The organism is Pseudomonas sp. SJZ074 (assembly GCF_007828215.1).
Classification (GTDB): Bacteria; Pseudomonadota; Gammaproteobacteria; order Pseudomonadales; family Pseudomonadaceae; genus Aquipseudomonas.
In genome coordinates, this window is sequence record NZ_VIUE01000033.1 from 42205 (window position 1) to 63996 (window position 21792).

Below are 21792 nucleotides of genomic sequence, written 5' to 3' on the forward strand. Positions count from 1 at the left end.
ACCTTATATAATGTGCGCCCTTTTGTCCTCCTGATACCCAAGGAACCTTAGTGAGCACGTTGCCACCCTGCCCGAAATGCAATTCCGAATACACCTACGAAGACGGCACCCAGCTGGTCTGCCCGGAGTGCGCCCACGAATGGTCTGCCGGCGGTGAAGTCGAAGCGGCGTCCGATGACACCGTGAAGAAAGACTCGGTCGGCAACGTCCTGCAGGACGGCGACACCATCACCGTGATCAAGGACCTCAAGGTCAAGGGCACGTCGCTGGTGGTCAAGGTGGGCACCAAGGTCAAGAACATCCGCCTGTGCGATGGCGATCATGACATCGACTGCAAGATCGATGGCATCGGCCCGATGAAACTCAAATCCGAGTTCGTCAGAAAAGTCTGAGTCCGCTGTCCCCATCCCGCGCTACGCGTGGGATGGTGCCTGGCCCTGCCCCGCTTCGACCCCGATTTGCGCCTGCAAGCCAAACGCCAGCCATTGTGAGCTGCGACACCCCATCGTCAGAAAAAAAAACCCAATACAAATTGAGTCTTGCTATTTAGATAATAAGAATTATTCTCATCAAACCCATCAAGGAGATGAGAACCATGACTTATTTGATCGATGCCTGGCTGGACCGTCCACATCCCTACCTCAGGATCCTGCATCGGGAAACCGGGGAAGTCTGCGCGGTGCTTGAAGAAGAAGCCTTGAGCGAACTACAGGATCAGGGAGACCTGGACCTCAACAGCCTGAACTCCAGCGAACCGCTGGTGCTCAAGGAACTGGTGCGAAACCTGTTCCTGTTCTGCTATGCCCGGGCGTTGCGCCCGACGGGTGATTTCAATGGCAGGCTTCACGGATGAGAACACGCAAAACCTGTGGGAGCGGGCTTGCTCGCGAAGGCGGTGTGTCAGTCAACAATAATGTCGACTGACATCTGCTTTCGCGAGCAAGCCCGCTCCCACAAAGGCTTGCTTTGCCTTACAGAACGTCCAGCAGCTCGACGTCGAACACCAGAACGCTGTGCGGCGGGATGCTGCCAACGCCCTGAGCACCGTAAGCCAGTTCGCTCGGCACGTACAGGCGCCATTTGCTGCCGGTATTCATCAGTTGCAGTGCTTCGGTCCAGCCCGGGATCACGCCGCCCACCGGGAATTCGGCTGGCTGGCCACGATCGTAGGAGCTGTCGAACACGGTGCCGTCGATCAGGGTGCCATGGTAGTGGGTACGTACCTGATCTTCGCGGGTTGGCTTGGCGCCTTCACCCTGGGTCAGCACTTCAAACTGCAGGCCCGATGCCAGGGTGGTGATGCCGTCGCGCTTGGCATTTTCAGCCAGGAACGCACGACCTTCGCCCGCAGCGGCTTCTGCCTTGGCGGCGGCTTCGGCCTGCATGATTTCGCGGATGACCTTGAAACTGGCGGACATTTCTTCCTGGCCCACACGGCTTGGCTTGCCGGCGAAAGCATCGGTCAGGCCGGCCAGGATCGCGTCCAGGCTGACGCCTGGTGGCGGGTTGTCGCGCAACTGGTCGCCCAGCTGACGACCAATGCCATAGCTGACGCGGGTTTCGTCGGTGGACAGGTTAACTTCGGACATGCTGCTGCTCCGCTGTGCGGACGGCTCGGGAATGGCCGTGCGTGACACAGGGCCTCCCGGAGCGCCCGGAACCAAAAGGGCGAGCAGACTAGCACAGATGCCATGACGGATGACGAGCACCGACGTCAAAGTGCCTCTCCGGAAACGACAACGCCCGCCTGCCTTTCGACAGACGGGCGCTACACCTCAGTGCTTGGTCAGCTTGTCCAGGTAGCCCATGGCGAACGCCGACACCACGAAGGTCATGTGGATGATCACGTACCACTTCAGGTGTTCGGGATCGACATTCTTGGCGTCCATGAAAATGCGCAGCAGGTGGATGGAGGAAATGGCCACGATGGAGGCGGCGACTTTCATCTTCAATGATGAAGAGTCCATGGTGCCCAGCCAGTTGAGCTTTTCCTTGTCGGAGTCGATGTCCAGTTGCGAAACGAAGTTCTCGTATCCGGAAATCATCACCATCACCAGCAGGCCACCCACCAGGGCCATATCGATCAGCGACAGCAACACCAGGATCAGGTCGGACTCGGCCATGGTGAACACGTTGGGGATGACGTGAAAGACTTCCTGGAAGAATTTCAACGCCAGGGCCAGCAGGCCCAGGGACAGGCCGAAGTAGATCGGCGCCAGCAGCCAACGGGAGGCGTACATTGCATTTTCGATAAAGCGTTCCATTGAATCTCACACCAGGGCCAGAAAATGGCGGCGAGTATATCAGCCACGACGAGCCCCACAAACGCCAGGGCCCGTCCCTGGCCTCAGCCACTGGTGTCAGGTTGCAAGTGCCGGGATCCGGCTCTCAATGGGGGGGACGGAACTCGAAGCCGCCGACATTGCGGCAACGACCGCCATTGATCTCGCGTAGCTGGGCTTGCATGTGCAGGCACCAGATCTGCGGGTCATCGGCCAGTTCATAACCATGCAGTGTCAGCGCCTGGACGATGGTGTCGAGGATCGATTCGGCGGCGTTCGGGCCGGGAAACGGGCCCTGGGCCTTGAGGGCGGAAGGTTGTTCGCCGGCCATTCCGGCGGCAAAAAGCAGGGTCCACATGCCGGTATCCCCCGCCAATGGACGGATGGCACATTCGATACGAGTGACAAGACCCAGGCATTGACGGGTGAGGCAAAGGTTGCGCGACATGGCGGCGCCCCTCAGTGATACGGTATTCAGCCCCGGGGAGGCTGTTTCGATCCGATGATGACTCTCGATATCCTTGAACTGAGAATAGAAGAAAAGTTCCGCTTGCAAGCCAAGCGAGACCGGAATGCGCCGAATGGTCATAGTGTGAATATTGACGCCAAGAGCGTGACATTCTTCATCAGAAATGACCGCAAAACCTATTGTGGGAGCGGGCTTGCTCGCGAAGACGGTGTGTCAGTTAACGGTCATGTCGACTGATATTCCGCCTTCGCGAGCAAGCCCGCTCCCACATGGAACCTATTCGATAAGAATCAAGCCGGCTTGGCCTCCGCCAAGGCTGCTTGCGCAAGCTCCTTTTCCGCTTCCTTGATGTCGTCCTCACTGATCATCTCCGCGATCACCCTCAGCCGCTCCACCACACGGGCGTTGACGCTGCCTTCGGGGAACTCGCCGTTCTCATCCGGCTCACCGGCGGGCTCCCCTACCAGCAGGCTCAGGGCCTCGTCGGCCTGACGCACGGCATAGACGTGGAACTGCCCCGCCCGGACGGCGGCCAGCACTTTCTCATCGAGCATCAGGGTGGCGACGTTGGCCTGGGGAATGATTGCCCCCTGCTCGCCGGTCAGCCCGCGGGCTTCACAAAGACGGAAGAAGCCTTCGATCTTCTCGTTGACCCCGCCCACCGCCTGAACTTCGCCAAACTGGTTGATCGAGCCGGTGATGGCGAAGCACTGCTTCAACGGCGTCTTCGACAACGCCGAAATAAGCGTGCAGGCCTCGCCCAGGGAGGCGCTGTCGCCGTCGACATAACCGTAGGATTGCTCAAGGGCGATACTGGCCGAAATCGCCAACGGGAATTCCTGGGCGTAGCGGCTGCCCAGGTAACCGGTCAGGATCATCACGCCCTTGGAGTGAATCGGCTGGCCGAGGTTGACCTCCCGCTCGATGTCGACGATACCGCTGCCGCCCGGGTACACCGTAGCGGAGATCCGCGCCGGTACACCGAACGCCGAGTCGCCCACTTCCAGCACCGTCAACCCGTTGCACTTGCCCACGGCCGCGCCATCGGTGTCGATCAGGATGATCCCCGCCAGCATGTCATCGAGGATCCGTGCCGAAACCCGTCCGGTGCGGGTGGCCTTGGCCTTGAGGGCGCGCTCGATGTGGCCGGCATCGGTCATCTCGTCACCGGCTAGCTGACGGATGAAATCCGCCTCGCTGACCAGTTGGAACAGATCGCCGATACGGGCCGACAAGCGCCCCTGGTGTTCGGCCAGGCGTGCACTGTAGGTGGCCAGGCGCGCCACCGCATCGGCGGTCAGCGGCGCCATGCCTTCTTCCGAAGTGCGGGTCTTGAGCAACTGGGCGAACTGCTCCAGGCTCTCGTCGCCCATCGGGATGTCTTCGTCGAAGTCCACCAGCACGCGAAACATTTCCTGGAAGTCCGAGTCCAGGTCCTGCAAGGCGTAGTAGAGCTGGCGAGCGCCGATGATCACGACCTTGACCTGCAACGGGATGTGCTGCGGCGTCAGGGTCACCGTGGCCAACCGGCCCAGCTCGCCCAACGGCGACTCCATCTTCAGCTTGCGCGATTGCAGGGCGCGCTTGAGCGCGTCCCATACGAACGGCTCGCCGAGCATCTTTTCCGCTTCGAGGATCAGGAAGCCGCCGTTGGCCCGATGCAAGGCACCGGGGCGCAGCTGCCGATACGTGGTGTAGAGCGCGCCCTGGTCAGTGCTGTATTCGATGCGCCCGAACAGGTTGTCGTAGGTCGGGTGCGGTTCGAACACCACCGGCGCGCCGCCGCTCGCCGGATGTCCCACCACCAAGCTCGGGGCATATTGCTCTTCCAGCATTTTGCGGGCGATGGCGTCGGTCTTACTGTCGTCCACCAGTTGCTCGACCACCGTGCGGAGCAGGTTGACCTGCATCGCCTGCAAGTAACCGCAGACCGCCGCGTTCTCCGCGTACTTTTCCGACAGCGGGGCCAACAGCGGTTGCAGGGCCAGGGTGATGGTTTCTTCGTTGAGCTGGCGCAACTGGTTGCTGGATTCACGCTTCCATTGCGGCAAGCTGGCGAGTTCTTCGTTCAGGCGTTCTTCCAGACCGGAAATGTCGTCATGGAAACGCTCGCGTTCGGATTCGGGCAACTGGGCGAATTCCGCTTCATCCAGGGCCTTGCCATCGCTCATCGGCGTGAAGGCGATATTGCTGCTGTCGCGGTACAGCGCGACGTCCTTCTCCAAAGCCAGGCGCTCGATGACATCCAGGGCACGGTCGTAGCGCTGGTTGAATGCCCGGTCGATGGCGCTTTTTTTCTGCTGGTAGGACGGGTGCTCGAAGACCGCCGGAAAGGTCGACAGCAGGTTGTCGATCAGACCATTGATATCGTTGATGAACGCACCGGCAGTGCCCGATGGCAGCTCCAGGGCCCGGGGTTCGCGAGGCTCGTCGAAATTGTTGACGTAGACCCAGTCCGCCGGGGTCTGCAGGCGCTTGCCTTCGGCCTTGAGGTAGCGTTTTACGAACGAAAACCGGCCGGTGCCGGGCTCGCCCATGACAAATACGTTGTAACCGGGGCGCGGCATGGCCACGCCGAACTGCAATGCTTCGACCGCACGCTCCTGGCCAAGCACACCGCGGAAGGGCTCCAGATCATTGGTGGTAGAGAAGCTGAACTGTTCAGCGGAAAACGGACGGGTCAGCGCTTCGGGCGCTAGACGCAAGCTGGCAGCAACAGGATCAGGCATCGGGCTTCCTTACATCAGGCGGGGCAGATAACGGCATTCTGGCGCCGCGCGTACCTGACTGGCAAGGAGCGCCTCAGGTCAAAGCATAGTCAACCGACCGGCCCCGAACCGAAGTCGAGATCGGTAACTTCATGACTTGCAGGATAGTTTTTGCAAAATGTCACGGAACCCTCGGATCGTGCCTAAACTCCAAACTGCGCGGCTGGAACAATAACCGGCCCACTGGCACGAGTGGTTGAAGCCACGAAGGCGCCAGACCCTGTCCATTGGTATGCACATAAAGAGAACATAGCTATGAAACGGATTCTTCTCGGTACTCTCTTCACCGCTGTATCCCTCAACGCCATGGCTCAGGCGCCGGGCGGGCCGGATTGCGGCTGGGGCAACATGCTGTTCGAAGGTCAGCGTGGCACCCCGGCTCACTTCCTCGCTTCCACCACCAACGGCACCTCCGGCAACGCCACCTTCGGCATGACCTCCGGCACCAACGGCTGCTCGACCAACGCGGCACTGACCTACGGTGGCAAGTCCTGGCTGGCCATGAATGGAATGATGAACGAGCTGTCCGAAGACATGGCCAAGGGGCAGGGCGAAGCGCTGACCACTTATGCCGTGGTACTGGGTGTGGCGCCGGAAGATCGCGCCCACTTCTCCGCTGTCACCCACGAGCACTTCCAGCAGATCTTCAGCAAGGCTGACGTGACCGCAGAAGACGTGCATACCAATACCCTGGCCGTACTGAAAAACGATCCTCGTCTGGCCAAGTACGCCACTCAAGCTTAAGCTCGACCCCACTCGCTCCCTCCGGGGAGCGGGTTTTCTTTTTTGGACCCATCCGGTCTTTATTTTTCGACTTTCCAAGTAGCCGACTATGCTCAAACGCCTTGCCTGGCTGGCGCTCTGTGTGTGCGCCCCATTGTCCGCCGCACCTCATGTCGACCCTCAACGTTTGCAGCAATTGGCCAATGACCGCTTCTGGATTTCCCTGGGCCACTACGAAACCGCCAAGCTCGGTGGCTGGCGCAGCTACGTCAGCGACAGGAAATTCTTCCTGGCACCCGACGGCAACGAACACCCCGACCATGAACTGGCCGCCACGCTGCAAGCCCTCTACGGCCCGGCCAGCGCCGGCCAACAACATGCCCAGTGCGTTTACCCGGCGCGCACACGCTGGCTCAAGGCACAGCTCAACCTGACCGATCTGCCGGTGGTCGATTGCAGCGAGTTCACCCAATGGTTCAAGGACGTCGCCCCCCACAGCGCGGTGATGATTTTCCCGGCCGCCTACCTGAACAGCCCATCGTCGATGTTCGGCCATACCCTGTTGCGCATCGACCAGGCCGACGTGCAGCGGGACAAGACCGCCCTGCTGAGCTACGCGATCAATTTCGGCGCCTACATCGAAGGGTCGGACAACAGCATCATCTATGCCTGGAAAGGCTTGATGGGCGGCTATCCCGGCCTGTTCGCCCTGGTGCCCTACCAGGAGAAACTGTCCGAGTACCGTAGCCTGGAGAACCGCGACCTGTGGGAATACCGCCTCAACCTGAGCCAGGTGGAAACCGAGCGCATGGTCGAGCACGTCTGGGAACTCAAGCAGATCCGGTTCGATTATTTTTTCTTCGACGAAAACTGCTCCTATCGCTTGTTGGAATTGCTGCAAGTGGCCCGTCCCAGCCTGCGCCTGACCGAACAATTCCCGCTGACGGCGATCCCCACCGACACTGTCAAGGCCGTGAAGGAAGCCGGGTTGGTGGAGAGTATCGAGTATCGACCGTCCCGCGAGCGGGAACTGCTCAGCCGCGCCGAGCCGCTCAGCGCCGACGAACAGCAATGGGTCCTGCAGGTCAGCGCCGACCAAAAGCGAATGCAGGCCGCCGAATTCAAAGCACTGCCCCGTGAACGCCAGGCGCTGATCGTCGATGCGGCCTATCGCCTGGAGCGTTACCGCGCCAACGGCCAGGAGCGCGATCCGCAACGTGCCCAACGTAGCTTCGAACTGTTGCGGGCAATCAACCAGAACCCCGCGCCAGAACTCGACATTTCCCAACCGGGCCTGCCCGAGGACGGCCATGAATCGCGCACCTGGCAGGCCGGCCTCGGCACCCGGGGTGATCGGGCGTTCGGCGAATACGGCTTGCGCATGGCTTATCACGACCTCAACGACAACGCCGAAAGCTTCCCGCTGGGGGCGCAGATTGAGATCCTGCAATTGAAGCTGCGCCAGTACGAAGGCAATGACTGGCAGGTGCAGCGCCTGGACCTGGCGACCATCCGCTCCCTGACGCCGCGCAATGAGTTGCTGCAACCGCTGTCCTGGCAAGTCACCGGGGGCCTGGAACGGGTGCCGGGCAAGCACGACGATGAAACCCTGGTCAGCCATGTCAACGGTGGTGCCGGCGGTACCTGGGCGCTGGGCGAGGATGTGTTGGGGTTTGCCTTGGGCACGGTGCGGGTGGAACACAACAACGACTTCGCTCAATTCATCGCCCCGGCCACCGGTTTCAACAGTGGCGTGCTATGGAAAAACCCGCTGGGCAACCTGAGCCTGGAAGCCAAGGGTGACTATTTCGTCAACGGCGAGGTACGCCGGCGCCTGAGCCTGAATCAACAGTGGGAACTGTCCCGCAACCTTGGCCTGCGCCTGAGCGCCCAGCGGGAATTCAGCCACCTGGCTTCGCCGGAGAACGAGGTGATGCTCGAGGTGAAGTGGTATCACTACTGATCAGGCAAAGCCCAATGCCACCCCACAACTGATTTTCACAGCGCTTTCACGCTTACCTGACGAATCCGCTTCTAGACTTGTTCTATGAGTGGTGATGGCAGGAATGTGGAAAATGAGGCGCGTGGCAGTAGTACTGGCGGTATTGATGTTGCTTGGCGGCTGTGAGACCACCCATGAAGACCTGATCGCCCGAGGCTATCCACCGGCATTCGCCGACGGCTTCGATGACGGTTGCAGCAGCGGCCGGCAAGCCGCCGGCGCGATCACCGGCCAGTTCAGGAAAGACGTGCCGCGCTATCTCAAGGACGCACGCTACGCCGAAGGCTGGAGCGACGGTTTCCGGCAGTGCCAGGCCATGCGCGAAAGTGAGGATCGGGACGCCTACCGCGATCGTCACTGGGATGAGCGCGAACGTGCCTGGCAACAGGAAAAGGATCGTGACGCCGCCCGGGCCTATCGCTCGCAGTGAGTCGCGTACAGATATCCGTCGAAACCAAAAGCCTGCGACCATGGCCCAAACTCCAAAAGAGGAGAACAGCATGAGTCGTGCTTTCGTCAACGAAGACAGCGCCGCGGCCCAGGCCGATCAACCGGTCGAACGCCAGGTCAGCGCGCAACCCAACTACGTCACACCCGCCGGGTTCGCCCAGTTGCAGGCCCGGGTCGCTGAGCTGCAGGCGCTGCACAGCCAGCAGGCAGCCCGCAAAGAGCTGGCGGACAAGCAGCGCATCGCGGACCTGGAACGGGATCTGCGCTATTTCAACCAGCGCCTGCAAAGCGCGCAAGTTGTCACAGCCACCTCATTGGACCAGGTGCGGATCGGACATTGGGTGACCTTTGTCGATGAGCAGGACCAAGAGCAGCGCGTGCAACTGGTCGGTGAAGACCAGGCCGATGCGGCCAGTGGGCTGATCAATTGGGGTTCGCCGCTGGGGCGCGCGTTGCTGGGGAGCAAGGTCGGGGATGAGGTGGTCTGGAAGCGACCGGTCGGGGATATGGCGATTGAGGTGGTGGCGATAGAGCTGGGGTGACCCGGATGGCCTCATCGCGAGCAGGCTCGCTCCCACAGGAACCGAGCCAACCCGCCATTTCTCGGCGTAACTAGACCCCCTTGTGGGAGCGGGCTTGCTCGCGAAAGCGGTGTATCAGTCACATGATTGTCGACTGGCATACCGTCTTCGCGAGCAAGCCCGCTCCCACATGCAGGCTTTATCGCTGATCAGGCCAGTTTCTTGTGCCGTACCCGATGTGGCTGGGCAGCCGCTTCGCCGAGGCGCTTCTTGCGATCGGCTTCGTACTCGGTGTAGTTGCCTTCGAAGAATACCGCCTGGGAATCGTCTTCGTACGCCAGAATGTGGGTCGCCACGCGGTCGAGGAACCACCGATCGTGGGAGATCACAATGGCGGCGCCCGGGAAGTCCAGCAGGGCTTCTTCCAGCGAACGCAGGGTTTCGACGTCGAGGTCGTTGGACGGTTCGTCGAGCAGCAGGACGTTGCCACCCTCCTTCAAGGTCAGCGCCAGGTGCAAGCGACCGCGCTCACCACCGGACAGGTCCTTGACGAACTTCTGCTGGTCGCCGCCCTTGAAGTTGAAGCGGCCCACGTAGGTGCGCGACGGGATTTCGTAGTTGCCGATGCGGATCTGATCGGAACCGTCGGAGATCTGCTGGAACACCGTCTTGCTGCCGTCCAGGTCTTCGCGGCTCTGGTCGACGCAGGCCAGTTGCACGGTTTCGCCAATTTCGATGGTGCCCGAATCCGGGGTTTCCTTGCCCATCAGCATGCGGAACAGCGTGGATTTACCCGCACCGTTACCACCGATCACACCGACGATGGCGCCTTTGGGCATGGAGAACGACAGGTTGTCGATCAACACGCGATCGCCGTAGCCCTTGGTGACGTTCTTGAATTCGATGACCTTGTCACCCAGGCGCGGACCGGCCGGGATGTAGATCTCGTTGGTTTCGCTGCGCTTCTGGAATTCCTGGGACTGCATTTCCTCGAAGCGTTGCAGACGGGCCTTGGATTTGGACTGGCGGGCCTTGGCGCCTTTGCGCACCCACTCCAGTTCTTCTTTCATGGCTTTTTCATGGGCCGACTGCTGCTTGGATTCCTGAGCCAGACGCTCGGACTTGGCTTCCAGCCAGCCCGAATAGTTGCCCTCGTATGGAATGCCCGCGCCGCGGTCGAGTTCCAGGATCCAGCCGGCGACGTTATCCAGGAAGTACCGGTCGTGGGTAATCGCTACCACGGTGCCCGGGAAATCGTGCAGGAAGTGTTCGAGCCAGGCGACGGAATCGGCGTCCAGGTGGTTGGTCGGTTCGTCGAGCAGCAGCATGTCCGGGGCGGACAGCAACAGGCGGCACAGGGCCACACGGCGTTTTTCACCACCGGACAGGTGTTCGACCTTCGCTTCCCACGCCGGCAGGCGCAGGGCGTCGGCGGCAACTTCCAGCTGGCGCTCCAGGTTATGGCCATCGCTGGCCTGCAGGATCGCTTCGAGCTTGGCCTGTTCGGCCGCCAGCTTGTCGAAGTCGGCATCCGGATCAGCGTAGGCGGCGTAGACCTCGTCCAGGCGCGCCTGGGCATCCTTGATCACGCTGACCGCTTCCTCGACCACTTCACGCACGGTCTTGGTCGGGTCCAGTTGAGGCTCCTGGGGCAGGTAGCCGATGTTCAGGTCCGGCATCGGGCGGGCTTCGCCGTCGAATTCGGTATCGACGCCGGCCATGATCTTCAGCAACGTGGATTTACCCGAACCGTTGAGGCCCAGCACGCCGATCTTGGCGCCGGGGAAGAAAGAGAGCGAAATGTTTTTCAGGATTTCCCGCTTCGGCGGAACAACTTTGCTCAGCCGATGCATGGTGAAGACGTATTGAGCCATGGTGAACCTAGCGTCTGTGACAGGTGAAAAGAACGAACCAGGCCATGCACGGCGCCGGCAGTTGACGGTCATCAATGCCAGCGGGGCAGCTAAAGCCTGGGGATCTGGAGCTGGAACGCTCTTGTTTGACCGGCAAAGCTACCTCAACCGTCCGTCAAGGTCCAGCCACTAGGGGCTGGCACTTTGCCACAAGGCAAGGCATGCTAGCCGCCCTTCGGGCGTCCGGCTTATAGTGCGTGTCGCGCCAGTCCAGCAAACCGCAGGATTACAGCTTGTCCAACGTCACGCCGACCCTGTCCCCACGCGCACCGGATACCGTGCCCGGCTCGCCCCTGCGCGGGACATTGAAGGGCGCCCTGGCCACGCTGGTACTGCTGTTGCTCGGATTGCTCTTCTGGCAGTTGCTCGACCAACTGCGCGTCACCCAGCAGCAACAGCGCCAGTACACCATCGATTACACCGCCGACCTGGCTGCGCAAGTCAGCCTGAACATGGCCCTGAACGCGCAAATCGCCCTCAATCTGCTACCGATCGTCGAACAACCGCAGACAGCCGACGAACAGCAGGCCCTGCTGCACAAACTTCAGCAATCGCTACCCCAGTTACGCAGCCTGGCATTGCTGAGTCCGTCCGGCATGGTGCTCAGCGACACCGACCCCGACAGCCACGATGCCGGCTATCTCAGTGAGCTGGTGCACCGCAGTCACAACCAGGCGCATTACTTCAGTAACGCCGACAACGGCTCCGTGGTGCATCTGTTGTTGTACCAGGCCAGCGGCAATACCCACGGTTACTGGGCCTTGCGCCTGACCCCGAATTTCTTCTCCACGCTGATCAAACAGGCCGATACCGGGTTGCGCCCACTGTGGCTGGTGGAAAACCGTCTCAACCAACAAATTGTCAGCCGTGACGAGAGCCTGCCATCGATCACCCTCTCGCACTTGTCGCCGGACGATCTGGATAACACCGTGTTGACCGTGCCGCTGAGCAGCAGCGATTGGCAACTGCGGGGGCTGTTCGACCGCCGCCAGGTGCTCGAACAACTGTTACCGGCCTTCATCGGCAAATGCCTGCTGGGCCTGGCGTTTTCGATGTTGCCGGTCATCGCCCTGCTGAACATGCGCCGCCGCCAGCGGCAACTGCACGAAGGTCGCCGGCGCTACCAGGACATTTTCGAAGGCACCGGCGTGGCCCTGTGCGTACTCGACCTCTCCAGCCTCAAGTCATTCTTCGTCCGGGCCGGCCTGCACAATGGCGATCAACTGCGGGCGTGGATGAAAGTCCCGCACCAGCTCGAGCAGCTGCAACAGGAAGTGCGCATCACCGAAGTCAACCAGATGGCGTTGCGGCTGCTCAACGTCGACTCCTGTGAACAGGCCTGGCAGTTGCTGGTGGGCAAGGGCCCGCAGGACAACAATCCGGTCGGTCCGCAATTGCTCGAAACCCTGCTCGATCAGCACAAGCAGTTGGAACTGGAGATCAAACTCCGGGACGCCCACGGCCGTGACCAGCATCTCTGGCTGGTACTGCGCCTGCCGGAAAAGCAGGACGACTACAACGCCGTTATCCTGAGCATCAACGACATCACCAGCCGCAAGCTGATCGAACTCTCGTTGCTCGAGCGCGAAGGCTTCTGGTCCGACGTGGTGCGTACCGTGCCGGATCATCTCTACGTGCAGGATGTCATCAGCCAGCGGATGATCTTCAGCAACCACCACCTGGGCCAGACCCTGGGGTATGACCGCACCGAACTGCACCAGATGGGCGAGTACTTCTGGGAAATCCTGCTGCACAGCGACGATGCCGACCATTACCATACGTTGCGCCAGGAACAGCGGCGCGGCGGCTATGCGCATCTGTTGCAATGCCAACTGCGCTTCCGCCATCGCGATGGCAAATGGCGACGCTTCGACATCCGCGAACAAGCCCTGGCCCGGGACCGGCATGACCAGGTAACGCGGATCATTGGTGTGGCGAAGGACGTCACCGAGCAGATCGAGGCCAGCGAGTCGCTGCGTGACAGCGAACAGCGCTACCGGATGCTCGCCGAGAGCATCAGCGATGTGATTTTCTCCACCGACAGCAAGCTTTCGCTCAATTACGTCAGCCCGTCGGTGCAAGCGGTGCTGGGCTACAACGCCGACTGGATCTTCCAGAACGGCTGGCAGTCGACCATTGCCAATCCGCAGCAACTGACCGGCATCTATACCCTGATGGACCGGGTCAGCAAGGCGCTCGACAAGCCCGCGCAACTGGCCGAGCTGCGCAATCAGATGCAGACCCAGCTGTTCCTGTTCGACTGCCTGCGTGCCGACGGACGCAAGATCCCCATCGAACTGCGGCTGGTGCTGGTCTGGGACGATGCCGGCGGATTCGAAGGCGTGCTTGGCGTCGGTCGCGACATCAGCCAGCAACGGCGCGCCGAAAAAGACCTGCGCATGGCCGCCACGGTATTCGAGCATTCGACCTCGGCGATCCTGATCACCGATCCGGCCGGTTACATTGTCCAGGCCAACGAGGCCTTCAGCCGGGTCAGTGGCTACGCGGTGTCCCAGGTGTTGGACCAGTTGCCGAGCATGCTGACCGTGGACGATCAGCAGGAGGCCCACCTGCGCTACGTGCTCAAGCAGCTGCAACAACACAGCTCCTGGGAAGGCGAGGTCTGGCTCAAGCGCCGTAACGGCGAACATTACCCGGCCTGGGTCGGCATCACGGCGGTGCTGGATGATGAAGGCGACCTGGCCAGTTACGTGTGCTTCTTCAGCGACATCAGCGAACGCAAGGCCAGCGAACAGCGCATCCATCGCCTGGCCTATTACGACGCCCTCACCCACCTGCCCAACCGCACGCTGTTCCAGGACCGCCTGCACACCGCGCTGCAATCGGCCGAGCGGCAGAAGAACTGGGTCGTGCTGATGTTCCTCGACCTGGACCGGTTCAAACCGATCAACGACTCCCTGGGGCATGCCGCCGGCGACCGGATGCTCAAGGACATGGCGACACGGCTGCTCGGCTGCGTCGCCGACGACGACACCGTGGCGCGCATGGGCGGCGACGAGTTCACCCTGTTGCTGGAGCCGCGCTCCAGCCGGGAAACGGCGCTGAACCGGGCCATCAACGTGGCGGAGCAGATCCTCGCCAGCCTGGTCCGGCCATTCGTGCTCGAAGGCCGGGAGTTCTTCGTCACGGCCAGTATCGGTATCGCCTTGAGTCCCCAGGACGGCAACGAACTGAGCCAGTTGATGAAGAACGCCGACACGGCGATGTATCACGCCAAGGAGCGCGGCAAGAACAACTTCCAGTTCTATCAGGCCGACATGAACGCCAGTGCCCTGGAACGCCTGGAACTGGAAAGCGACCTGCGCCACGCCCTCGAGCAGAATGAATTCGTGCTGTACTACCAGCCGCAGTTCAGTGGCGACGGCAAACGCTTGACCGGCGCCGAGGCCCTGCTGCGCTGGCGTCATCCGCGACGCGGGCTGGTGCCGCCAGGGGACTTCATCCCGGTGCTGGAAGAACTCGGGTTGGTGGTGGACGTCGGCGACTGGGTCATCGACGAGGCCTGCCGACAGCTCAAGACCTGGCACCAGGCCAAGGTCCGGGTGCCGAAAGTCTCGGTCAACATCTCGGCCCGACAGTTCTCCGATGGCCAATTGGGTACGCGAATCGCCAATATCCTGCGCAGCACAGGCCTGTCACCGGCCTGCCTGGAGCTGGAGCTGACGGAAAGCATCCTGATGCGCGAAGTCAGCGAGGCGATGCAGATCCTGGCCGGGTTGAAAAACCTCGGCCTGAGCATCGCCGTGGATGACTTCGGCACCGGTTATTCGTCGCTCAACTACCTCAAGCAGTTCCCTATCGACGTGCTGAAGATCGATCGCACCTTCGTCGACGGCCTGCCATCCGGTGAACAGGACGCGCAGATCGCCCGGGCGATCATCGCCATGGCCCACAGCCTCAACCTGGCGGTGATCGCCGAAGGCGTCGAGACCCACGAACAACTGGACTTCCTGCGCGAGCACGGCTGCGACGAAGTCCAAGGCTACCTGTTCGGTCGCCCGATGCCTGCCCACCGGTTCGAAGCGCAGTTCAGCAATGATGCGCTGTTCATGCTCGATTAAAGCAGCGGCAAGCTGGAGCAAAGCCAGCCCGCATTTAGCTTGCAGCTTGTCGCTTGCATCTTGAAGCTGAATTCCTTTCATACCCCTTCCAAAAGCGGTTGGGTTAGAATGCCTCCCTTTTCTGCCCCCGATCCTTGAGGACCGCCATGTTCAGCCGTGATTTGACTATTGCCAAGTACGACGCCGATCTCTTTGCCGCCATGGAGCAAGAAGCTCAGCGCCAGGAAGAGCACATTGAGCTGATCGCTTCGGAAAACTACACCAGCCCCGCGGTGATGGAAGCTCAAGGCTCGGTATTGACCAACAAATACGCCGAAGGCTACCCGGGCAAGCGCTACTACGGTGGTTGCGAATACGTCGACGTGGTCGAGCAACTGGCCATCGACCGCGCCAAGGAGCTGTTCGGCGCCGATTACGCCAACGTCCAGCCCCACGCCGGTTCCCAGGCCAACGCTGCCGTTTATCTGGCGCTGCTGTCGGCTGGCGATACCATTCTGGGCATGAGCCTGGCCCACGGCGGTCACCTGACCCACGGTGCCAGCGTTTCGTCCTCCGGCAAGCTGTACAACGCCGTCCAGTACGGCATCGACGGCAACGGCCTGATCGACTACGACGAAGTCGAGCGCCTGGCCCTCGAACACAAGCCGAAAATGATCGTGGCCGGTTTCTCCGCCTACTCCCAGGTCCTTGACTTCCCGCGTTTCCGCGCCATCGCCGACAAGGTCGGTGCCTACCTGTTCGTGGACATGGCCCACGTCGCCGGCCTGGTCGCCGCTGGCGTCTACCCGAACCCGGTGCCATTCGCCGACGTGGTCACCACCACCACCCACAAGACCCTGCGCGGTCCACGTGGCGGCCTGATCCTGGCTCGTGCCAACGCCGACATCGAGAAGAAGCTGAACTCCGCCGTGTTCCCGGGCGCCCAGGGTGGCCCGCTGGAGCACGTCATCGCCGCCAAGGCCATCTGCTTCAAGGAAGCCCTGCAACCTGAGTTCAAGGCTTACCAGCAGCAGGTCGTGAAAAACGCCAAGGCCATGGCCGGCGTGTTCATCGAGCGTGGCTTCGACGTGGTGTCCGGCGGTACCGAGAACCACCTGTTCCTGTTGTCGCTGATCAAGCAGGACATCTCCGGCAAAGACGCCGACGCGGCGCTGGGCAAGGCGTTCATCACCGTTAACAAGAACTCGGTGCCAAACGACCCACGTTCTCCGTTCGTCACCTCCGGCCTGCGCTTCGGCACACCGGCCGTGACCACTCGCGGCTTCAAGGAAGCCGAGTGCAAGGAACTGGCCGGCTGGATCTGCGACATCCTCGCCGACCTGAACAACGAAGCGGTGATTGACGCCGTTCGCGAGAAGGTCAAGGCGATCTGCAAGAAGCTACCGGTGTACGGCGCTTAATCAGCCCGGCCAACCGCCATGAAAAAAGGCCCGCATCGGAAGATGCGGGCCTTTTTTCATCTAATTTCAACAAGAGCCGCGCCAGCCAACTCCAAGTCTTTTCCTAACTTCAACGGCGTTCCACTTAACGCCTTGCAATACTCACGCGGCATCACCAGCCGAGAATTCCATTACTATCGAATCCGTTTAAACAGCGCAACTTATCAGACTCAATAAAGGATTCGAATACTACATGGACAGTACACACTCTTTCGAGGCAACACTCAGCCTGCCCGATACGCATGTCAACTTACTGGAAATGTTGCACGGCAAACCCGCACTGGCCACGGTCAGTTCATTCAGCGGCGGTTTCTTTACCGGCAGGCCGCAGACCCTTGACCACTCGCACCTGCTGGGAATGCGCTCCCATGGCGAGGGGGCCGTCGCACAGCCGCTGAGGCTCGACTTCCGCGCCACGCAAGAGGGCTACAGGTTATGCATCAAAAACCCTGGCGAACATTACAACAAGTTGATCGGCAAACGTTGGTTGGAAGTATTTGGTGTCACCCATTCGCCTATCGACACCCCCACTGCAGTTACTTTGATCGATCGCCATGACAATGTGATTACTCGGGCCGATATCAAGGCACGGCATACGCCTGTTTCACTCATGACCACCAATAATAAATATATCGGCGGACTAAAAGTTCGAGGATCACCCTATCTTTATCTCGCCGAAACGGAACAAAAGTCTCGGATAACTTTCATTCTGAGCATTCTTGAGGCAAGGCACGCCTGATCCAGGTCCGGGCCAGTTGAGGACACGTCACCGGCTCAACGGTGGTGAATTTTCCTCGCCACCTCCAACGACCCAAGTACGCCGGTTTCGAATCATCTGGTAAGACCGGTCATGCCAAATTCAGAAAATCAGCTTGCGGAATTCAAAAAACAGGGCCTAGACTGCCACTGCACTGGACAAACCGGTAAGACCACAATAATGAAGTCCTGACGCCCACCGCCTCGTGCTGGCGATAAGGACACCGACCCAGGAATTCCTCCCATGCTCAAATGGTGCTCGCGTTCGATCTTCCTTCAAGTTGTCCTCGGATTGGTGCTCGGCATTGTCTGCGGGCTTACCCTCCCAGAATATTCCGCACAGCTCAAACCCCTCGGCGATGGCTTCATCAAGTTGATCAAGATGCTCATCGGCCTGATCGTATTCTGCGTCGTGGTCAGTGGCATTTCCGGCGCCGGCGACCTCAAGAAGGTCGGGCGCATCGGCCTCAAGTCAGTCATCTACTTTGAAGTGCTGACCACCATCGCCCTGGTGATTGGCCTGGTACTGGCCTTCAGTACCGGCATCGGCAGTGGCGCGAACATTCATCTGGAGCAGTTTTCCAGTGCAGACGTGAGTGACATCGCCCAGCGCGGCCAGCACATGGTGACCACCACGCAATTCCTGATGAACCTGATCCCGACCTCGGTGCTCGGTGCCTTCGCAGAGAACAACATCCTGCAAGTGCTGCTGTTCTCGGTATTGTTCGGCAGTGCGCTGAACCTGGTGGGTGACGCAGCTTCGGGCATCTCCCGGCTGATCAACGAACTCAGCCACGTGATCTTCCGCATCATGGGTATGATCGTGCGTCTGGCCCCCATCGGCGTCTTCGGCGCCATCGCCTTCACCACCAGCAAATATGGGCTGGACTCGCTGCAGCACCTGGGCAGCCTGGTCGGCCTGTTCTACCTGACCTGCATTGCCTTCGTCGCCCTGATCCTGGGCCTGGTGATGCGCGCGTCGGGCCTGCCGATGTTGCCGTTCCTCAAGTACCTGCGCGAAGAATTGCTCATCGTGCTCGGCACCGCCTCTTCGGACGCCGTGCTGCCACAAGTCATGCGCAAGCTCGAGCACCTCGGGATCGGCAGTTCTACCGTGGGGCTGGTCATCCCGACCGGTTACTCGTTCAACCTGGACGGTTTCTCGATCTACCTGACCCTGGCCATCGTCTTCATCGCCAATGCCACCGGTACGCCCCTGGCGCTGACCGACCTGCTGACCATCCTGCTGGTGTCGCTGATCACATCCAAGGGAGCCCACGGGATTCCCGGCTCGGCACTGGTAATCCTGGCGGCCACGCTGACGGCGATCCCGGCGATTCCGGTGGTCGGCCTGGTGCTGGTGCTGGCGGTCGACTGGTTCATGGGCATCGGTCGCGCCCTGACCAACCTGATCGGCAATTGCGTGGCCACGGTGGCAATTGCCCGCTGGGAAAAAGACATCGATGTCCCGCGTGCGCGCAAGGTACTGTCCGGCCAACAGGGCTATACCTTCCAACCGAGAAAACCGGCGGGCAGCGCCCATCAGCAGCAATTCTGAAAGACCGCGATACCGACTCCCGAGCCGGCATCGCCTGATTGATTTTTGAAGGAGCATCGCGTGATCAGTTCATCAACCGTCGTCAACTCCGTGGTGGAAAAACTACGCGCCGCCCTGGCCCGGGGCCAGTGGCGCTCGGGCGACATGCTGCCGGGCCAGCGGGAGTTGGCCGAACAGCTGGGCATCAGTCGGCCAAGCCTGCGCGAAGCGGTCATCGTGCTGGAAACCCTCGGGCTTGTGCGCTCGATGCCCGGCAAAGGCGTGGTGGTGCTGGAAGCCAGCGCCGGCGATATCCATGAAAGCAGCACAGTAGCCGGTGCGAGCCTGGAAGACGTGCTGCAACTGCGCTACACCCTGGAACCCTTCATCGTCGGCCTGGTCGCCCAGTCCATCAGCAGCAAGGAAGTCGGACAGTTGCGCCTGACCCTCATGGACATGCGCGAAGCCCTGGAAGCCAATGATAACGATGCCTGCGCCAGCGCCTACATCGCGTTCCACGAGGAGCTGTTTGCCCTGACGTCCAACCCGATCTTCCACAGTGTGGTGCAGCAGACCAGCAATGCCCTCAAGCAAAGCGCCGATGTATTGCGCAATTCGCCCGAGCACCTGGCCGAACGGCTGGAAGAGAACGAAGCCGTGGTACGCGCCATTCGTAGCAAGAACAGCGCCCAGGCCAGTGCGGAAATGCGTCGGCATATCCTCAGGGAAGGCCAGCGCATGGGCATCGAACTGAATATTCCAGACGACAACCTCGCTACCTGAGCCACGCCTCGCGGAGACCGTCATGAACAACATCACGTCCCATCAACAACGCGATGTGCTTGCCGCCCTGCCACTGCCCGGCGCTGTCGGCAAGCCGTCGGTGGACGATATCTACCCGCGGATCTTCGACGCCATCCTCGAACAACGCATTGCGCCCGCCAGCCGTTTCACCGAGGAAGGCCTCGGGGATGTGTTCGGCGTCAGCCGCAGCATCATTCGTCGGGTATTGGCGCGCCTGTCCCACCAGCAAGTGGTGATCCTGCGTCCTAACCATCGGCCGCAAGTCGCGGCTCCGGACCTGGAACAGACCCGACAGATCCTGCATGCCCGCCGGCTGACCGAACGGACATTGGTGCACCTGGCCTGCAAGGCTCCGCAACCGAAGGATCTGCAGCATCTACGGGAGTTGGTGGCGAGGGAGCAACAATGCCTAAAACGTGGCGAGCGCGGCCCGGCGATACGTCTTTCCGGCGAGTTTCACCTGCACCTCGCTTCCATGGCCGGCAACGCACCGTTGGCGCAGTTCCTCGGCAGCCTGGTGCCCTTGACCTCGCTGGCCTTGGCACGGCACGAGATCAAATCCCGCCGGCATTGCGCCTGGCAGGAACATCTGGCGATCGTGGACGCCGTGGAACACCGCAATGGAGATGAAGCCGCGCGCCTGATGGATGAGCACCTGGACCATCTTGAGCAACGGCTGCTAATGGTTGCAGGCACGCCATCGTCAAGCTAAAGCGGCCTCGAATCCCGCGCGGATCTTCTCCTCGGGCAACTCGTCGGCGATAAACACGATCACGCTTTCCCGGGCCTCATCGATGGCCCATTCGGTGTCCCAATCGAAGCCATACAACTTGAGCACCCCCTGGAATACCAATCGCCGCGGTTCGCCGGCGATGTTCAGCACACCCTTGTAGCGCAACAATTGTTTGCCGTGGTCTTCCAGCAACTGGTTCATGAACTCGCTGAGCTTGTCGATATCCAGCGGCTTGTCGGTACGCAGCACAAGGCTGCTGATGCGGTCGCCCGGGGCGGCCTTGACGACCGGGCGCAGGCTGAACCCCGCGCCCAGGTCCGCATTGAGGTTGAAACCGCGGATATCGAGCAGTTCGGCCAGGTCGATCTGGCCATGTTTCACGATCCGGATGGGGGCCCTTCGATTGATGCGGGTCAGGCGCTCGCCGAGGGCCTCGACCTGGGCCGCGTTCACCAGGTCGGTCTTGCTGACCAGAAGGCGATCGGCGAATCCGACCTGGGCCTGGGCAATGGCTTGGGTCAGGTGGACCTCGGCGTGGGCGGCATCCACCAAGGTCAGGATTCCGTCGAGGATGTAGCGCTCGCGCAGTTCCTCGTCGATGAAAAAGGTCTGGGCCACCGGGGCCGGATCGGCGAGGCCGGTACACTCGATCACCAGGCGATCGAAGGCGATCTCACCGCTGTCCAGCCGTTCGAGCAGCAGGTACAGGGCCTTGGTCAGGTCGGTGTGGATAGTGCAGCACACGCAGCCGTTGGCAAGGGTCATGACCTGCACCGGTTCGTCGCCCAGCAATTGAGTGTCGATACCTGCATCACTGAATTCGTTCTCGATCACGGCGATTTTCAGGCCGTGCTCGGCCTTGAGCAGATGGCGCAGCAGCGTGGTCTTGCCGGCACCGAGGAAGCCGCTGAGGATCGTCACGGGAATGGGAGCGGACAAACAGAATCTCCTTGATGCAGATTTTGTGGGAGCGAGCTTGCTCGCGATAGCAGTGGTTCAGCCACTATCGATGTCGGCTGATAGTACGCCATCGTCGGATCGCCGCCCGGAGCAGGCTCGCTCCCACAGGGAATCGATGACGGACGCAAAAACCTGAAGCAGCCCAAAAACAACTGTGGGAGCGAGCCTGCTCCCACAGAGGGTGTTACAAGGCCTTCAGCAGCACTTCGGCCCACCCTTGCCACCGTAACGGGCCTCCTGGCGTTCGCGGAAGAACGCCTCGTAGTCCATCAGCGGTTTGTCCGGGTGCTTGGTTTGCATGTGCTCGACGTAGTTGTCGTAGTCGGGCATGCCGACCATCAGGCGGGCGGCCT

The 21792-nt window shown here is 60.9% G+C and carries 20 protein-coding genes; 13 read left to right on the plus strand and 7 right to left on the minus strand.

Going from position 1 to position 21792, the window contains the following annotated elements:
* Window positions 1–50: 50 nt before the first annotated feature.
* Window positions 51–392, plus strand: coding sequence for a zinc ribbon domain-containing protein YjdM (locus FBX99_RS25160; protein WP_055134792.1), 342 nt, complete (start codon window positions 51–53; stop codon window positions 390–392).
* Between the two features lie 203 nt (window positions 393–595).
* Window positions 596–853, plus strand: coding sequence for a hypothetical protein (locus FBX99_RS25165; RefSeq protein WP_072398589.1), 258 nt, complete (start codon window positions 596–598; stop codon window positions 851–853).
* 118 nt (window positions 854–971) lie between these two features.
* On the opposite strand, the gene FBX99_RS25170 is transcribed toward FBX99_RS25165, so the two are convergent.
* The 3 genes from FBX99_RS25170 to FBX99_RS25180 form a co-directional block, all read right to left on the minus strand.
* On the minus strand, window positions 972–1589 hold the full coding sequence (locus FBX99_RS25170) for an FKBP-type peptidyl-prolyl cis-trans isomerase (protein WP_041022757.1): 618 nt from the start codon (window positions 1587–1589) through the stop codon (window positions 972–974).
* 186 nt (window positions 1590–1775) lie between these two features.
* Window positions 1776–2264, minus strand: coding sequence for a TIGR00645 family protein (locus tag FBX99_RS25175; RefSeq protein ID WP_047702619.1), 489 nt, complete (start codon window positions 2262–2264; stop codon window positions 1776–1778).
* A 124-nt stretch (window positions 2265–2388) separates the two neighbouring features.
* The gene (locus FBX99_RS25180; RefSeq protein WP_047702810.1) at window positions 2389–2730 is read right to left on the minus strand and encodes a hypothetical protein; all 342 of its coding nucleotides are present in this window, start codon (window positions 2728–2730) and stop codon (window positions 2389–2391) included.
* A gap of 54 nt (window positions 2731–2784) precedes the next feature.
* On the opposite strand from FBX99_RS25180, the gene FBX99_RS28975 reads away from it, so the two are divergent.
* The gene (locus tag FBX99_RS28975) at window positions 2785–2988 is read left to right on the plus strand and encodes a hypothetical protein (protein ID WP_178112063.1); all 204 of its coding nucleotides are present in this window, start codon (window positions 2785–2787) and stop codon (window positions 2986–2988) included.
* 53 nt (window positions 2989–3041) lie between these two features.
* On the opposite strand, the gene FBX99_RS25190 is transcribed toward FBX99_RS28975, so the two are convergent.
* A complete protein-coding gene (locus FBX99_RS25190) occupies window positions 3042–5480 on the minus strand; it encodes a Lon protease family protein (protein WP_055128494.1) in 2439 nt (812 codons plus the stop codon).
* Between the two features lie 294 nt (window positions 5481–5774).
* Between FBX99_RS25190 and FBX99_RS25195 the strand changes: the two genes are divergently transcribed.
* The 4 genes from FBX99_RS25195 (at window position 5775) to FBX99_RS25210 (ending at window position 9236) form a co-directional block, all read left to right on the plus strand.
* On the plus strand, window positions 5775–6263 hold the full coding sequence (locus FBX99_RS25195; protein WP_024780764.1) for a DUF3015 domain-containing protein: 489 nt from the start codon (window positions 5775–5777) through the stop codon (window positions 6261–6263).
* A gap of 88 nt (window positions 6264–6351) precedes the next feature.
* A complete protein-coding gene (locus FBX99_RS25200; protein WP_145133255.1) occupies window positions 6352–8205 on the plus strand; it encodes a DUF4105 domain-containing protein in 1854 nt (617 codons plus the stop codon).
* A 112-nt stretch (window positions 8206–8317) separates the two neighbouring features.
* Window positions 8318–8674: a hypothetical protein gene (locus FBX99_RS25205; RefSeq protein WP_144929935.1), complete on the plus strand. Its 357-nt coding sequence runs from the start codon at window positions 8318–8320 to the stop codon at window positions 8672–8674.
* A 70-nt stretch (window positions 8675–8744) separates the two neighbouring features.
* A complete protein-coding gene (locus FBX99_RS25210; protein ID WP_144929934.1) occupies window positions 8745–9236 on the plus strand; it encodes a GreA/GreB family elongation factor in 492 nt (163 codons plus the stop codon).
* 188 nt (window positions 9237–9424) lie between these two features.
* Here the strand turns inward: FBX99_RS25210 and ettA are convergent, their stop codons facing one another.
* Window positions 9425–11089, minus strand: a complete 1665-nt coding sequence (gene ettA / locus FBX99_RS25215; RefSeq protein ID WP_144929933.1) for an energy-dependent translational throttle protein EttA — start codon at window positions 11087–11089, stop codon at window positions 9425–9427.
* Window positions 11090–11361: 272 nt separating this feature from the next.
* Here ettA and FBX99_RS25220 point away from each other — a divergent pair, with 272 nt between their 5' ends.
* The 6 genes from FBX99_RS25220 (at window position 11362) to FBX99_RS25245 (ending at window position 20458) form a co-directional block, all read left to right on the plus strand.
* Window positions 11362–15210, plus strand: a complete 3849-nt coding sequence (locus tag FBX99_RS25220; protein WP_145133257.1) for a bifunctional diguanylate cyclase/phosphodiesterase — start codon at window positions 11362–11364, stop codon at window positions 15208–15210.
* A 146-nt stretch (window positions 15211–15356) separates the two neighbouring features.
* Window positions 15357–16610, plus strand: coding sequence for a serine hydroxymethyltransferase (gene glyA / locus FBX99_RS25225; protein WP_144929931.1), 1254 nt, complete (start codon window positions 15357–15359; stop codon window positions 16608–16610).
* 232 nt (window positions 16611–16842) lie between these two features.
* Window positions 16843–17388, plus strand: coding sequence for a hypothetical protein (locus FBX99_RS25230; protein WP_144929930.1), 546 nt, complete (start codon window positions 16843–16845; stop codon window positions 17386–17388).
* Window positions 17389–17649: 261 nt separating this feature from the next.
* Window positions 17650–18963, plus strand: coding sequence for a C4-dicarboxylate transporter DctA (locus tag FBX99_RS25235; protein ID WP_145133260.1), 1314 nt, complete (start codon window positions 17650–17652; stop codon window positions 18961–18963).
* Window positions 18964–19023: 60 nt separating this feature from the next.
* Complete coding sequence (locus FBX99_RS25240; protein WP_144929928.1) at window positions 19024–19725, plus strand: FadR/GntR family transcriptional regulator; 702 nt, start codon at window positions 19024–19026, stop codon at window positions 19723–19725.
* Between the two features lie 22 nt (window positions 19726–19747).
* Window positions 19748–20458 carry a GntR family transcriptional regulator gene (locus FBX99_RS25245; protein WP_144929927.1) on the plus strand — a complete coding sequence of 237 codons (711 nt, stop codon included), beginning with the start codon at window positions 19748–19750 and terminating at the stop codon, window positions 20456–20458.
* Here FBX99_RS25245 and yjiA read toward each other — a convergent pair.
* Entirely contained in the window at window positions 20450–21418 is a 969-nt protein-coding gene (gene yjiA, locus FBX99_RS25250; protein ID WP_144929926.1) for a GTPase, read from the minus strand. The genes FBX99_RS25245 and yjiA overlap by 9 nt on opposite strands.
* Window positions 21419–21634: 216 nt before the next feature.
* The coding region (locus FBX99_RS25255; protein ID WP_144929925.1) for a YbdD/YjiX family protein at window positions 21635–21792 on the minus strand (158 nt) is incomplete at its 5' end.

Bases quoted from the DNA above. Each gene is read 5' to 3' on its own strand.
- FBX99_RS25195 (WP_024780764.1), top strand. From the start codon at position 5,775: ATGAAACGGATTCTTCTCGGTACTCTCTTCACCGCTGTATCCCTCAAC.
- glyA (WP_144929931.1), top strand. From the start codon at position 15,357: ATGTTCAGCCGTGATTTGACTATTGCCAAGTACGACGCCGATCTCTTT.
- FBX99_RS25235 (WP_145133260.1), top strand. From the start codon at position 17,650: ATGCTCAAATGGTGCTCGCGTTCGATCTTCCTTCAAGTTGTCCTCGGA.
- ettA (WP_144929933.1), bottom strand. From the start codon at position 11,089: ATGGCTCAATACGTCTTCACCATGCATCGGCTGAGCAAAGTTGTTCCG.
- FBX99_RS25210 (WP_144929934.1), top strand. From the start codon at position 8,745: ATGAGTCGTGCTTTCGTCAACGAAGACAGCGCCGCGGCCCAGGCCGAT.
- FBX99_RS25205 (WP_144929935.1), top strand. From the start codon at position 8,318: ATGAGGCGCGTGGCAGTAGTACTGGCGGTATTGATGTTGCTTGGCGGC.
- FBX99_RS25170 (WP_041022757.1), bottom strand. From the start codon at position 1,589: ATGTCCGAAGTTAACCTGTCCACCGACGAAACCCGCGTCAGCTATGGC.
- FBX99_RS25180 (WP_047702810.1), bottom strand. From the start codon at position 2,730: ATGTCGCGCAACCTTTGCCTCACCCGTCAATGCCTGGGTCTTGTCACT.
- FBX99_RS25165 (WP_072398589.1), top strand. From the start codon at position 596: ATGACTTATTTGATCGATGCCTGGCTGGACCGTCCACATCCCTACCTC.
- FBX99_RS25245 (WP_144929927.1), top strand. From the start codon at position 19,748: ATGAACAACATCACGTCCCATCAACAACGCGATGTGCTTGCCGCCCTG.
- FBX99_RS25190 (WP_055128494.1), bottom strand. From the start codon at position 5,480: ATGCCTGATCCTGTTGCTGCCAGCTTGCGTCTAGCGCCCGAAGCGCTG.
- FBX99_RS25175 (WP_047702619.1), bottom strand. From the start codon at position 2,264: ATGGAACGCTTTATCGAAAATGCAATGTACGCCTCCCGTTGGCTGCTG.
- FBX99_RS25200 (WP_145133255.1), top strand. From the start codon at position 6,352: ATGCTCAAACGCCTTGCCTGGCTGGCGCTCTGTGTGTGCGCCCCATTG.
- FBX99_RS25230 (WP_144929930.1), top strand. From the start codon at position 16,843: ATGGACAGTACACACTCTTTCGAGGCAACACTCAGCCTGCCCGATACG.
- FBX99_RS28975 (WP_178112063.1), top strand. From the start codon at position 2,785: ATGATGACTCTCGATATCCTTGAACTGAGAATAGAAGAAAAGTTCCGC.